Origin of the sequence: Fodinibius sp. Rm-B-1B1-1 (genome assembly GCF_038594945.1) — a bacterium.
GTDB classification, from domain to species: domain Bacteria; phylum Bacteroidota; class Rhodothermia; order Balneolales; family Balneolaceae; genus Fodinibius; species Fodinibius alkaliphilus.
On the sequence record NZ_JBCFYD010000002.1, the window covers coordinates 218,596 to 232,426 of the forward strand.

The following is a 13,831-nucleotide window of genomic DNA, read 5'->3' on the forward strand; positions in this document are numbered from 1 at the left end:
TGCAAGGTGGACGAACGTAATACTTTTATTAGCAAGGATTCCTCATTTGAAGGTGATATTTCTGCCAATCGTATTGTGGTGGCAGGAACAGTGATAGGAAATCTTACGGCTTCTTCTACAATCATTCTTCAGGAATATGCCCAGATAAGGGGAGATATAAAGGCCCCCAAAGTATATATTGCTGAAAATTGCTATCACGAGGGCCTGATTTGCCTTGGAGATCCCGACAAACCTGCTCCGGAGAAAATAGATATTGGGAGCTCGAAATCCGAAGCCGTTGAGGATGAGATCAAATCCGAGAGTAAGTCCGAGAAAACTGTTTCTGTTTCCCAAAAGAAGAAAAACAAGCTGTGGTAACAACAGTTTATAAAAAATGTTGTGGCACTTGCACCATACGGCATTTATAAGGTATATTAACCCTTGAAATAAGAACCCTTGAGTGTAATAGCTCAAGGGTTTTCTTATTAGATAGAAATTCAACAGAGTTGCACAATTTATGCATTGGATAGACCTGACGATTTTTATTGCCTATATGATGGCAATGTTGGGTTTTGGATATTTCTTTCTCAAAAGAAATGAAGGCGCTGAGGATTATTATGTAGGTGGACGAAATATGAGCAGCCTGCATATTGGGCTTTCGGTTGTAGCTACTGATGTGGGAGGCGGTTTTTCCATTGGACTGGGTGGCCTCGGTTTTGTTATGGGGATATCCGGATCTTGGATGCTTTTTACCGGCCTGTTGGGAGCTTGGTTAGCTGCAGTTTTTCTCATCCCAAAAGTGAAAGGAAACCCCGTATTTGATGAAGCCTATACCTTTCCTGAAGTATTTGAGTACTATTTCACGCCACAGGTAGCATTAGTGGCCGGAATTATTTCTGCCATTGGATACGCCGGATTTACGAGTTCACAGATATTGGCTGGCGCTAAGTTAGCTACGGGTACATTTGCTAATCTCGATCTGCAAACAGCGCTCATTATTATGGGATCTGTGGCAGTTATCTACACCGTAATGGGTGGACTTAAAGCCGTGATCTATACTGATACGGTGCAATGGACTATTCTGATGATTGGTCTTATTTTTATTGGTATCCCCATTTCATACACGGCTGTCGGTGGTTGGGAGGCTATTTCTCAAGCGGTAGATCCTGCTTTGCTTTCTATGACAAATATTTCCTGGCAGGACGTTGTCTATTGGACGGTAACTATTATTCCCATCTGGTTTGTGGGGATGACTCTCTACCAGCGTATTTACGCCTGTAACGATGAGGAAACGGCAAAAAGAGCGTGGTATTTGGCAGGGGTTTTTGAATGGCCGATTATGGCTTTTATGGGCGTTGCATTGGGATTATTTGCTAAGGTTGGCGCCGAACAGGGTATGTTTGCATATCTTGGTGCAGCCGATGTTTCAGAAACCGATCCCGAAACCGGTCTGCCGATGTTGCTGCGTACGGTATTGCCCGTTGGGCTTATGGGGATTATGATGAGTGCCTACTTTTCTGCTATTCTATCGACGGCCGATAGTTGCCTTATGGCAGCATCGGGCAATGTGGTTTCCGATATAATTGGCTATTTTAAGGATGTTGATCATGACAGCGATACGTTTTTACGATTTTCACAGATTACAACACTGTTGATTGGAACATTTGCCTTGCTCGTGGCTACAACAATGACGAATGTGCTCGATTTAATGTTATATTCCTATGCCTTTATGGTGTCGGGATTGTTTGTCCCCATAATTGGAGCTCTTTATTGGTCCAAAAGTAGCAGCATCGGGGCTATTGCAGCCATGATTTTAGGCGGGGCCACAACAGTCTGCTTAGAACTTTTTTTAGAAGAATTACCGGCTGGACTTGATGCAAATGTATTTGGCATTAGTGTCTCAGCCATAGTATTTATTTTAGTTTCGCTGGCATTTCCCGATAATACCGGTAAGCCGCGGACTGAGGAATTGAAACAGTCTAATGTCACAAGCACATAATGATTGAATTTGATCTGATACATTCGGATATCGAGAACCCTACGCCATTTAGCAGGGAAGATGTCGCAGATTTTTTATATGAGCATCTGGACGAGTATGGGGATGAAAAGAAGCATATTTTGTCGTGTATTGCTTATGCTTATGGAGATGAGGAAGGCCAAGATGGGTTTATTTTGGTTGCCCATGAAAAAGAACAAATTGTAGGGGCTGTTATCATTAACCATACCAATATGGCAGGTTTTATTCCCGAACATATATTGGTCTATATTGCAGTTCACGGTGATTATCGCGGTCAAGGATTAGGAAAAGAATTGATGGAACGTATAATTGATAGTACAAAAGGAGATATCGCTCTGCATGTAGAACCTGATAATCCGGCAAAATACCTGTACGAAAAATATGGGTTTACCAATAAGTATCTTGAAATGCGACTCAGCAAATAGAGATGGCTTTTATAAAACTATATCGCGATAAGTTACGTCATAATTACGATTTTCTTGATAAGCTTTTCAAAGATAACGGTATCAAGTGGGGTATTACCACCAAGCTGTTGTGTGGACATGAAGAATATTTAAAAGAGGTGGCCGATTTGGGGATTGGGGATATGCTCGATTCTCGTATCAGCAATCTTAAAAAGATAAAGGAGATTGACTCTGATACGCTTACTACCTACATCAAGCCACCACCCAAAGATATTATTGAGTCGGTGGTTAAGTATGCCGATATCAGCTTGAATACCGAACTTCCCACCTTGCACGCCCTTTCTGAAGAAGCTCAGCGCCAGGATAAGGTGCACAAGGTTATTATTATGATTGAACTGGGAGATCTGCGCGAAGGGGTAATTCGCGAAAATCTGATCGACTTTTATGAAAAGGTATTTAAGCTCGAAAATATTGAGGTTATCGGCATCGGGGCTAATCTCAACTGTATGCATGGGGTAATGCCGGATGAGGATAAGCTTATTCAGCTTTCTCTTTACAAGCAGATTATTGAGCTCCGTTTTGATAAAAAAATTCCTTTGGTTTCGGGAGGTACTACAGTGACCATCCCATTGCTTTTACGCAACCAGCTGCCCAGTGGCATTAATCATTTCCGAGTAGGAGAAGCTCTTTTCTTTGGTAAAAACCTATTTACCGATGGCACCATTGAGGGCATGCACAATGATGTGCTCGAATTGTATCCGCAAATTATTGAAATTGCTGAAAAGCCCAAGGTTCCCAGCGGTGAGCTCGGAATGAATCCACAGGGAGAAGTTGTCGATATTGATGAAGATGATTACGGTGAAACATCGTACCGGGCTATTTTGGATATTGGTTACCTTGATATTAATCCAGATCACCTAATTAGTGAAGAAGACGGAATTGAGATTGCCGACGCCAGCTCTGATATGCTTATCCTGGATGTCGGGGATAATAAAGCCGGCTACGAGGTGGGTGACTTTATTCGGTTCCGGATGAAATATATGGGAGCACTTGGAATTATGAATTCCGATTATATTGACAAGGTTGTAGAAGAATAGTAAAGGAAACTGATATATATAATATGGCGTCGTAGTTCCTCTACGGCGCCTTTTTTATTTAATAGAGGGTTTAGGCAAGACCGATGTGTCATCCTGAATTTATTTCAGGGTCTGGAACAAAAGTGGGGGTAGAAGCTTATGATGAACGGTTAACTATAGGTGCTGAAACAGGTTCAGCATGGCATTAGGTAGTCTATCAAAGTCCTATAATTATAGGTTATAAGGGAGTTCAATAACCGATAAATTAAGTGCATCAAAGTTTTCTCCTTTCAAAGGGGAGATGTAAGAGAGCTGCTTCTTAATTTTAGTAGAGGTTTATAATTATTTTTAGAGATTCGTATTACGTTATCATTAATTTTGCTTGTCGAGGGTAGCGGGAGTTGTACTCTCGAAACAAGAAGTGTTATTTTCTCATATCATAGATTTATTAATAGGTGTGATAACACTACTTAAATATAGACCATGAAAGAGCTTGCCGATTATGATTTTGCCAAAGTGATGGATTACCCGGATCGCAGGGACAAACTGTATGTGTTTGATTTTTCGGAAGGATATGACGCCGATTTTATTGAGACTAAGGATTGGGGCATTGGTAAATACAATGAACAGCGTTCCAACATGTACTTAGCTTCTCAGTATAATAATGAGCGTAACGTCCACATGGGGATTGATATCTGGACGGAAGCGGGAAATCCGGTCTATTCATTTTGGGATGGCAAAGTAGCCTACATGCAAGATAACGATCAGGCGGGGGATTATGGCCCCACTATTGTTATCGAGTATCAGTTAAAAGATCAGGTATTGTACACTTTGTATGGACACCTCGCAAGGGAAGCACTGGATAGAGTAACGATTGGCCAGAAAGTGAAAAAGGCGCAACAGATTGCTACGCTTGGTGCCTCGGAAGTTAATGGGGGATGGGTACCGCATCTTCATTTCCAGTTATCAGTCGAAGATCCGGGAGAGGCCGATATGCCGGGCGTGGTAGCACCTGCTAACAGAGAAAAAGCCCTGGAAAAATATCCTGACCCCCGGCTGGTGATGGGCAATTTGTATTAGTTGAAGGTTATAGGTTGAAGGTTATAGGTTGAAGGTTGTAGGTAACTTCTAACATTTCAACATGGAGCTTTCAACAAATTTGAGTTAGCAATTTTGCAGTAAAATCCACTACTTGTGCCTTGCACAAATTGTGATTTAGATATTACCCGGTATGCCCTTCAATATCGAAAATGACTTGCTATTACAACTTAGAGAATTACGTCAGAAACTACATTCCATGGCAGAAGTATCGGGCAAGGAACACCAGACAGCAGAGGAAATTACTGCCTTTTTGAAGAAGGCCAATCCCGATAATATACAAACAGGTATTGGGGGCACCGGAATATTGGCAACGTATAAAGGAGAAAATGAGGGGCCGTACCTGCTAATACGTTGCGAGCTGGATGGCTTACCCATTGCCGATAATATTGAGACCGAATACCAGTCTAAAACAGAAGGGATAGGCCATAAATGTGGGCACGACGGACACATGGCAATAGTTTGTGGAGTGGCTAAGCTATTGGAAAATAAGCGTCCCGAGTCTGGTACTGTCTCTCTTCTTTTTCAGCCGGCCGAAGAAACAGGAGAAGGAGCCCAGAGCGTTATTGATGACTCTGATTTTGATACGGGATTATTTGATTACTGCTTTGCACTCCATAATCTGCCGGGCTATCAAAAGCATCAAATCATCGTAAAAGAAGATACCTTTGCTGCCGCATCAGTGGGAATGAAAGTTTTATTTAAAGGAGCAACGGCCCATGCAGCCCATCCCGAAGAGGGAAACAGTCCGGCCTTGGCAGTAGCTCAAACCATACAAGCCTTTTCGGCTATTCCTCAGTTTTATGTGCCATTAGAAGAGGCAGCAAAAGTGACAGTGATACATGCCAATGTGGGCGAAGAGGCATTTGGTACATCGCCCGGGGAAGGAGGGGTAATGGCTACGCTGCGAACCTATGATGATGCACTACTGGAAAAGCTGAAGAATAAATGTATTAAAATAGTAGAAGGATATGCCCAGACGCATAATCTGAATTTCGAAATCGAATGGGTAGAGCCTTTTGCTGCTACGGTAAATAGTCCCGAGGCCACCAAAATTGTATCATCCTCTGTGGAGCAGTTAGGGATTGATAGACATCAAAAAAAGAAGCCATTTAGCTGGTCAGAAGATTTTGGACATTTTACACAACAGATCAATGGGGCTATGTTTGGATTAGGTGCCGGGATCGAACAACCTGCACTACATGCCGAAAGTTATGACTTTCCCGATGATATTTTGAAGACCGGAATTTCGATGTTCATGCAAATAATTAATGAAGTAACAAATAGAAATGAGTGAAGAGTTATATCCCTCAAGAATTGAACTGAGTAAATCAGCTTTTAAAAAAAATATCTCTTTCCTGAAAGATTACATTGGTAAAGATGTGATATTCAGTTCGGTCATTAAGGGCAATGCTTATGGCCACGGTATTGGACATTTTGTGCCTATGGCTGAAGAATGCGGCATTCGTCACTTTTCGGTGTTTAGTTCTGATGAGGCACGACAGGCTGTACGTGCAAGTTCGCATGACGATACCCATGTAATGATTATGGGGATGATTAATGAGGGTGCCCTTGGATGGGCCATAGAACGGGATGTTTCATTTTTTGTCTTCGAGTTGGATCGCCTGAAATGCGCGGTGAAGGAAGCGAAAAGGATTGGCAAACCGGCGCGTATACATCTTCATCTGGAAACGGGGATGAATCGGTTGGGATTAGAAGAGAGTGAATTTGAGGAGGCCGTAGAAATCATTAAAGGTAACGATCGTCATTTAAATCTTGATGGTCTCTGTACGCATTTTGCCGGGGCTGAGAGTGTGGGAAATTATGTGCGCATCCAGGAACAGATTGAACGTTTTGAAGAGTATAGCTCTTGGTTCGAAAGTCAGGGTATAAAAGCTAAAAGTCGGCATACAGCGTGTTCTGCATCGGCTTTAAACTATCCTGAAACGATTATGGATATGGTTCGTTTCGGTATTGCCCAATACGGCTTTTGGCCGAATCGGGAGACCTATATGAACTTCGTGAAAAAATATCCCGAGATAAATAAAGAGCATAAAGATCCTCTTGAACGGGTACTGAGCTGGAAGAGCCACGTAATGAGTACCAAGAAAGTGCCGGCCGGTGAATTTGTGGGGTATGGCAATACTTATTTAACCAGTCGCGACGAAATCATTGCATCAGTGCCCATTGGATATTCTCACGGTTTTGGTCGTAATTTGACGAACGTGGGTATTGTTCTGATTAACGGCAAACGGGCCCCGGTGGCAGGATTGGTAAATATGAATTTGCTCACGGTGGATGTAACGGATATTCCCGATGTAGAAATTGGAGATGAGGTTGTTATTATCGGCAAACAGGGAGAGCAACAGATAACGGTAGCATCATTCAGTGAAATGCGGAATAATCTCAATTACGAGGTGCTTGTTCAGATTCCCGCAGGCCTGCCGCGCAGTATTGTGTGAGGAGTGATTGGGGTTAGTTGAAAAGCTATCAGTTTTGTTACTGTCAAGGCTTTAATTTATCCACTGTCTGGCATACCCAACCAATAACTGAATGTGCCATAGGACGGGGGATCTATCGGACGACAAGCCCAGCTTTTCGATGGATACGTAATCCTAAATTAGGCTGAAGAAATGTAAACGCTTTTTTTCATCTCGTTAACAGCTTAAGGGATTAACTGTCAAGCGGAGAGGGGAAAACCCTACAATAAGTGAAAATCTCGAGCTTATCTTTTCTATAGTGATGTTCAATTACTATTAGCTTCATAACAATGGTAAGAGTAAGAGAACAAGTGGTTTAGCATTAAAAAAGTATAAGGGCTTTTAAAAAGAAATTAAGATGAGCTGTGTAATGATATCCACAGTTTATGTTAATACAATTAACAATAAATAGCATTGCTCTTCTGCCAGTTCAAAGCTGACATATCTAAAGTAGGCTATTTATAAATCAACAGCTAACAGCAAACGGTCAAAACTATGTTCAAAAAGTTACTTTCGTTGGGGGTGCTATGTGTGCTTGCAAATCTCGCATATGCACAGTCAACAATTACAGGTACGGTTATTGATTCAGAAACAGAAGAATCTTTGCCGGGAGCTAATATTCTAATACAGGAACTTGAAAGAGGGGCTGCTACAAATGCCTCAGGAGAGTATGAAATCACCAATGTAGAATTTGGTACATACACTTTTAGAGTGACCTTTATAGGATATAGAACAGTAACCAGAGAGGTTGAAATTAATAATGAAAATCAGACGGTTAATTTCGAGCTACAGTCGGATCTGCAAAACTTAGAAGAAGTGGTCGTTTCAGGTATTGCTTCTGAAACATCCAGATCTGTTACGCAAATTTCAGTTGCAAAGGTTAATGCCGAGGAGCTACAGGTATCAAACTCTTATACTGGTATAAGTGAGCTTTTACAAGGTAAAGCGGCAGGCGTAAATATATCGGCAGCATCCGGTAACCCCGGTGGTGGAATTCGTTTTCAAGTACGTTCCGGAGGTGGCCTTGGAGGAGATGGGCAGCCTATCATTTATATTGATGGAACGCGTGTTGATAACAGCGAAATCGAAGGTTTTGGAGTAGGTGGACAGGGTATAGGTGCGTTGTCTGATCTAAATCCGGATGATATTGCTTCGGTAGAAATACTTAAAGGTCCTGCTGCTGCTGCACTTTATGGAACGAGTGGTTCAAGTGGAGTCGTGCTTATTGAAACGAAGAGTGGGCGTGGTGTAAGTGGCGGAGCTGTGCAAGTAGATTTTAAGTCTACTTATGGAATAAACACTAAACAGCAAGAATACTCAGAGGATGAAATTTATAGTGCTGAAGAAGCAAACGAAACTATAGAGAGTAATCCCTATTATAATAACTCAATTACGGTTAGCGGAGGAACGGAAACCATTAGGTATTTGACTGGTTTAACCCAACGCTATGAAGAGGGGCTTGGGCCAAAAAATACGTTGGATCGACAATCATTCCGCGGGAATTTTGAAGCGTTTCCAAATGATAACTTTACGGTTTCAGCAAATACCTCATTTACGTTGAATGAAATTAGCAGGCCTCAAGCTGACAACAATATATTTGGCTATTTAGGTAACTTGATTCTTGCCCCAGGCGGAACTACTTATAATTTCACTGCTCGCGAAGCTATTGACGCCATAGATGATAACAACAAGACTAACAGATTTGTCGGTAGTTTATCGGCAACCTGGACGCCGGTTGAGAACTTAGACATATCGGGTTCGTTTGGTTATGATGGTGCTAACTTACGTCAAAGCCAATTTTTTAGCCCTGACTTTGGTTATGCCGGTATCATAAATGGAGAACGTGCAATATTTATGAGAGAAAATAAAAACTTCACTTATGATTTAAATGCATCATATAATTATAACATTGGTGAAGATGTAAGTATCACTTCAATTGTTGGTACTCAGATTTTCAATAGAAGGTTAAATACTACTTTTGTACAAAAAGATGATTTCCCCTCAAGTGCGATAAGAAATGTAGCATCGGGGGCTGTATTAATTGATGCTGATGAAACTTTTTTGCACACTCGTGAGGCAGGTGTTTTCACTCAGCATGACTTTTCATATGATGACACCTATTACCTGTCACTTGGTGGTCGGTTTGATTTCGCGAGCTCCGTTGGTGATGAAGCTCCAACGATTTTCTATCCCCAGGCTCGTGCTTCTGTACGCTTAGAACAGTTTGATTTCTTGCCGGAATCTATTGATCTGTTTAAGGTTCGTGCTGCGTACGGTGAAACCGGACAGTTACCAGGTATTTTCGATGGAACCACATTACTGTTTGGAGCAGCAGCCTATGGCGTAGGACGAGGCGTGATAATCGAAGAGGTTGGAAACCCCGATATCGAGCCCGAACGAATTAAGGAACTCTCCACAGGTATTGATGTCGATTTTCTGGGAAGTTACGGTATTGGCGTTACCTACTACAATCAGTGGGCACGGCAATCCATTATCGGTTTTGAGGAATCGCCTTCAACAGGCCTAACCTTTGATGATCCGCCATTTAATGTAGGAGGCGTTGACAGCTGGGGTGTTGAAGTCGGATTAACGGGTACGCCATTCCGATCTCGAAACTACCAGTTTGATTTTAACCTGCAGTGGAGCTATCAGGAAAATGAGGTGGTAGATCTCGGTGGAGCACAACCTATCTTTGACGGTTTCGATGTTAATGTTATTGATGAGGGGCTTCCCAAATCTGCATTTTATGTGCTGGATGTGGATGGAGCTCTGCGAGATGATGACGGCAATATTGTACTCGGATCTGATGGGTTACCTGCCGTAAACTTGAGTGAAGATCGAGTGTTTAAAGGACAACCGTATCCCGAGCAGAATGGATCACTTTCGCTAACATTCCGATTCCTGCGCAATTTCGAGCTCTATCAAAACTGGGATTTTGCTACAGGCTTAGATGTCTATAACAATACGCGTATTTTCATGATATTGTTTGGAAATGATGTAAAATACGATGAAAAAGTTGAGGCCTTTTCTAATGCAAGCCCGGGTAGTGATGAATACCGCCGTCTGGCCGATGAGTTGGCAAATCTGAATCCAAACTATGACGGGAACTTTATTGAGGATGCTTCGTATCTCAAGCTTCGTGAATTAAGCTTTTCGTATAACTTTAATACCCTTATTCAGAATAGCCCACTTGTCAATACCATCCGAAATTTAAGACTTTCTGTGTCGGGCCGGAATCTGCTGACCTTTACCGATTACAGCGGAATTGATCCCGAAGTTAATTTCACAGGGGCCAGAAGCTTAACCAGGGGTGCAGATTTCTTGACGCTGCAGACTCCTCGCGTATTCTCGGCAACACTCAATATTGGTTTTTAATATCAGATTATTAACGAGGTTAATATTATGAATTATAATAAAATAATACTTTTCGTATTTGTTGCCGGCTTCATTTCGATTACCGGCTGCGAAAATTTTGTACAAGAAGTTGACGACCCTATTGATGTGGTCAGCTCTGAGCAGCTAAACAGCGAAGACCAGGTATCATTTTTTATGAACGGGGTTATCGGACGTTTTGATATCACGCACGATGCTCTAACCGTAATTGCCGGAGGTTTGTCGGATGCCCTGGAATTTGACAGTGATAACGTTCGTGACGCTACCTTTCCAACATTTCGTGATATCGATAATGGGGATATCCAATTTGACAACAATAGTGTTGACGGACCTTTTAACACGTTGGGGCAGGCGCGGTTTTTGGCTGATGATTTTCTAAGTCGAGTCGAAGAAATCGATTTCGAGGATGCTGATCTGCGTCAACAAGCCATTTATAATGGCAATTTATATGCCGGGTTGACTCGTTATATTTATGCGGCCTACTTTGGGCTTGAGCCCGAAAATGGCGGTGGAGTTATTAATAACAGTCCGTTTATTCCTTCTCCTGAAATGTATAACAGGACACTGGGATTTTTAGAAACGGCCCTGACGAATGCTCCATCGGACTATGATGCTCGCGTAGTAAACTCCCTGATTGGCAGAATTCATGTTTACCAGGGTAACTATGGGACGGCATTGAGCTTTCTCGAAAATGGGCTCGAGTCTGGCGATGCTCCTTTCCAATCGATCCATAGTTTGGAGTCGCAAAATGCCTTTTCAGCCCAGGCTGGGGCAAGCCGAAACCAGTATACGGTAGCATCACGATACAATGACTATATCGAAGCCGATCCTGACGAGGCCAATCGAATTTCGCTGGAAGTGTTGCCTGAAGATGAGGTTACAGATGCAGGAGTTGAAGCCGGTGTGGTTATTTTCAGGCAAACTAAGTACTTCGAGGACACGAATATCAATATTATGTCGTGGCAGGAGAACCACCTCATGCTTGCTGAAGTAGAGCTACAGGAAGGTGGGGCAACGGGACAAGCGAACGCCCGTACCTTAATTGATGAAGTTCGTGCCAGTCATGATATAGATCCGCTACCCTTATCGGTAACGGTGGATATTGATTTGTTACTGGAAGAGCGGGATAAAGAGCTGTATCTGACTGGCAATCGTATGATTGATCAACGGCGATATGATAATTGGCATCTGCCTGCAGGAAGCTGGAAGTATTTCCCCATCACCCAAAGTGAAAGAAATAACAACCCAGAATTATAAATCAGAACATCAGAAACAGCTGATTTTAAGCCGCTCTTTATGTAAATAAGGAGCGGCTTTTTTGTTAATTTCGATGGGGATAGCATGACAGTTGAAATGGCGCAGGTTTATAAGTTTTGGCAGGATAAAGGTTTCTAAAAAATAAAAATTGATGTCATCCTGGCCAACGTGGAGGGATCTCCAGCCACAAGGGTCGCGGTGCTTATACATGAGCAGATGTTCCCACCCATCGAACAGTAAAACCAGCTTTCTAATGGGTACTAAATATAGAACGGGGCTAAGTTAACTTTGGTTAGTTGAAACCTTTTTTGTTCTAAAACTCTGTCCCTTTGCAACTTAGTCACTTAGTAACTGAATCACCTAATAACTTTCCAAACTAAATCTGACGCTCAAGAATACGACCACTTAACCATAAACCACGTTGGGTATATACGATATTATGATAATTGTTATTACGGTTTAATATATAATGGTCGAAGGGGAAAAACTGGTTGTTGAGCTTTGGCTGCTCAAAGAAAAATCGGTAGCGCGGGTCCTCTGTATTATAGGAATAGTACCAAATTAACTGCTTTAGGCGATCACGAGTATGAAACGGTTCCCCAAAAAGGATATAGATCATGCCTCGATCCGTTTTCCAGCCCTCCTTAAAATTAGAGAACCGTTTGTTGGCTTCCTCAACACGCGTATAATATTGTTGAATAACTTGCTGTGCCTCCTGTTTGTTTCCCACATTTTTTAGCCAAAATCGGTCGATAGCTTGTTTAAGAGAATCCGTATCAGAAATGGCCATCAGTTCTTCATGGTCGCCGCGACCCATTAAATAGTAAAGTGGACGTGCTAATTCCTGCACACTTTTTACCGCCGGAAAATTCTCGCTTTTGATGCCATAAGAGCGTCCTTTAAAAATTTCTTCTCCGTCGTCACCTTCTTTTAATGCCGTAACTTCGAATCGGTAATTTCCTCGATTTTGATTAGCAAATTTATACTCTACAAACACGCTGCTGTAATCCGTGAGAATACGCCGGTTGCTTTGTAGTTCCGTTTCCTGATCAAAATCAATTCCCTTGTACTCGATGCTTGAAGAGCTATAATTGTTACGGGTAATGGCTCGGGGCAGACCGGTATCAGAAGCAAAAGAAATTAGACGAGCATCAAGTGTCAGGGGCACGTCCGACTGGGGACTGATAACTTGGAATACAAAACGAAGTGAATCCATGGCATTGGAGACATGGTAGCCGGATAATTGTGTCCACTGTTTCTCTCCTTTTTCTTTGCCAAATAGCTGTATCTCGCTGAGGGTATAGTCGCTCTCTGTAGTACCGGGAATATAGACGTTACTGGTTTGGGTAAGCTTTTGATCAGAGTTGAGATCTTGAACGGTTACCAATATTTCATATTCACCTGGAGCTACCTGTAGCTGGTAAGAAATATGTTCGATTTCCCGGCTATTCGTAATAGATTTATCGGCTGTTACTATCTGGCGCGTGATACGTTTCGAGCCAATGTTTTGCTCACCGCTAAGATCTGTAATCTGGATATCTAATGCTACTTCGCCAGAAAGAGAATCCCCCTTTCGGCTATACACTAAACTCCCTTTAACAATGTCCGTATTGATATCAATAACAGGACCTTCCTTTTCATCTACAAAGCCAAAGGCGCTGGATCGGAATTCCGGATACCCCGATTTGTAATTATAATCGATGCCGCGTTGTATATTATCCATTTTGCTACTGCTGCAGCTAAAAAGGAAGGCGATAATTAAACTTGTAAATAAAAGTAAAAAAGTTCGCATTGATTTAGTCATAATGGTACAATGGCAGAGTTATTTACTTAAGGAAATTAAGTGGCCCTCTTAATGTTGTCAATTCAAATTAAGAAGGGGATGGAAATACACAAAACTTTAAGTTGACAAGGTAACACTGATTTGTTAATGTTGGCACCATCATTCAATGGTGTTATGGAATCAATTAGGATATACAGGATGTTTGCACTTTGACTCATCCAATCTTATTAAGGCTATTAATATTAAGAATATTGCTCTTGAAAAAAATTAGGTACAAGAATTTAAGGTGTTTTTGCGTTCTGCAATCCACATCTTAATCACAAACAACTCCTTTTAATAGTGCG

At 42.0% G+C, this 13,831-nt stretch carries 10 protein-coding genes; 9 read left to right on the forward strand and 1 reads right to left on the reverse strand.

Annotation, left to right across the window (positions count from 1 at the left end):
• Positions 1-6 precede the first annotated feature (6 nt).
• The 9 genes from AAFH98_RS08315 to AAFH98_RS08355 all read left to right on the forward strand — a co-directional run bounded on the left by AAFH98_RS08315 (position 7) and on the right by AAFH98_RS08355 (position 11,704).
• Positions 7-357: a bactofilin family protein gene (locus tag AAFH98_RS08315; protein ID WP_342522239.1), complete on the forward strand. Its 351-nt coding sequence runs from the start codon at positions 7-9 to the stop codon at positions 355-357.
• A 139-nt stretch (positions 358-496) separates the two neighbouring features.
• Positions 497-1,978, forward strand: coding sequence for a sodium:solute symporter family protein (locus AAFH98_RS08320; protein WP_342522240.1), 1,482 nt, complete (start codon positions 497-499; stop codon positions 1,976-1,978).
• Positions 1,978-2,421, forward strand: coding sequence for a GNAT family N-acetyltransferase (locus tag AAFH98_RS08325; RefSeq protein ID WP_342522241.1), 444 nt, complete (start codon positions 1,978-1,980; stop codon positions 2,419-2,421). Before AAFH98_RS08320 ends, AAFH98_RS08325 begins: the two co-directional genes overlap by 1 nt.
• Positions 2,422-2,423: 2 nt before the next feature.
• On the forward strand, positions 2,424-3,497 hold the full coding sequence (locus tag AAFH98_RS08330) for an alanine/ornithine racemase family PLP-dependent enzyme (RefSeq protein WP_342522242.1): 1,074 nt from the start codon (positions 2,424-2,426) through the stop codon (positions 3,495-3,497).
• A gap of 462 nt (positions 3,498-3,959) precedes the next feature.
• Positions 3,960-4,556 carry a peptidoglycan DD-metalloendopeptidase family protein gene (locus AAFH98_RS08335; protein ID WP_342522243.1) on the forward strand — a complete coding sequence of 199 codons (597 nt, stop codon included), beginning with the start codon at positions 3,960-3,962 and terminating at the stop codon, positions 4,554-4,556.
• Between the two features lie 151 nt (positions 4,557-4,707).
• The gene (locus AAFH98_RS08340) at positions 4,708-5,871 is read left to right on the forward strand and encodes an amidohydrolase (RefSeq protein WP_342522244.1); all 1,164 of its coding nucleotides are present in this window, start codon (positions 4,708-4,710) and stop codon (positions 5,869-5,871) included.
• Positions 5,864-7,036, forward strand: coding sequence for an alanine racemase (alr, locus tag AAFH98_RS08345; RefSeq protein ID WP_342522245.1), 1,173 nt, complete (start codon positions 5,864-5,866; stop codon positions 7,034-7,036). The genes AAFH98_RS08340 and alr overlap by 8 nt, the downstream gene beginning before the upstream one ends.
• A gap of 513 nt (positions 7,037-7,549) precedes the next feature.
• A complete protein-coding gene (locus AAFH98_RS08350; protein WP_342522246.1) occupies positions 7,550-10,429 on the forward strand; it encodes a carboxypeptidase-like regulatory domain-containing protein in 2,880 nt (959 codons plus the stop codon).
• 27 nt (positions 10,430-10,456) lie between these two features.
• Positions 10,457-11,704 (forward strand): RagB/SusD family nutrient uptake outer membrane protein, encoded by a 1,248-nt coding sequence (locus AAFH98_RS08355; RefSeq protein WP_342522247.1) that lies wholly within the window; start codon positions 10,457-10,459, stop codon positions 11,702-11,704.
• Between the two features lie 376 nt (positions 11,705-12,080).
• Here the strand turns inward: AAFH98_RS08355 and AAFH98_RS08360 are convergent, their stop codons facing one another.
• Positions 12,081-13,427, reverse strand: a complete 1,347-nt coding sequence (locus AAFH98_RS08360) for a GWxTD domain-containing protein (protein WP_342522248.1) — start codon at positions 13,425-13,427, stop codon at positions 12,081-12,083.
• Positions 13,428-13,831 lie beyond the last annotated feature (404 nt).

Excerpts from the sequence above, each read along its gene's own strand:
- AAFH98_RS08320 (WP_342522240.1), top strand. The coding sequence starts at position 497 with ATGCATTGGATAGACCTGACGATTTTTATTGCCTATATGATGGCAATG.
- AAFH98_RS08325 (WP_342522241.1), top strand. The coding sequence starts at position 1,978 with ATGATTGAATTTGATCTGATACATTCGGATATCGAGAACCCTACGCCA.
- AAFH98_RS08330 (WP_342522242.1), top strand. The coding sequence starts at position 2,424 with ATGGCTTTTATAAAACTATATCGCGATAAGTTACGTCATAATTACGAT.
- AAFH98_RS08335 (WP_342522243.1), top strand. The coding sequence starts at position 3,960 with ATGAAAGAGCTTGCCGATTATGATTTTGCCAAAGTGATGGATTACCCG.
- AAFH98_RS08340 (WP_342522244.1), top strand. The coding sequence starts at position 4,708 with ATGCCCTTCAATATCGAAAATGACTTGCTATTACAACTTAGAGAATTA.
- alr (WP_342522245.1), top strand. The coding sequence starts at position 5,864 with ATGAGTGAAGAGTTATATCCCTCAAGAATTGAACTGAGTAAATCAGCT.
- AAFH98_RS08350 (WP_342522246.1), top strand. The coding sequence starts at position 7,550 with ATGTTCAAAAAGTTACTTTCGTTGGGGGTGCTATGTGTGCTTGCAAAT.
- AAFH98_RS08355 (WP_342522247.1), top strand. The coding sequence starts at position 10,457 with ATGAATTATAATAAAATAATACTTTTCGTATTTGTTGCCGGCTTCATT.
- AAFH98_RS08360 (WP_342522248.1), bottom strand. The coding sequence starts at position 13,427 with ATGGATAATATACAACGCGGCATCGATTATAATTACAAATCGGGGTAT.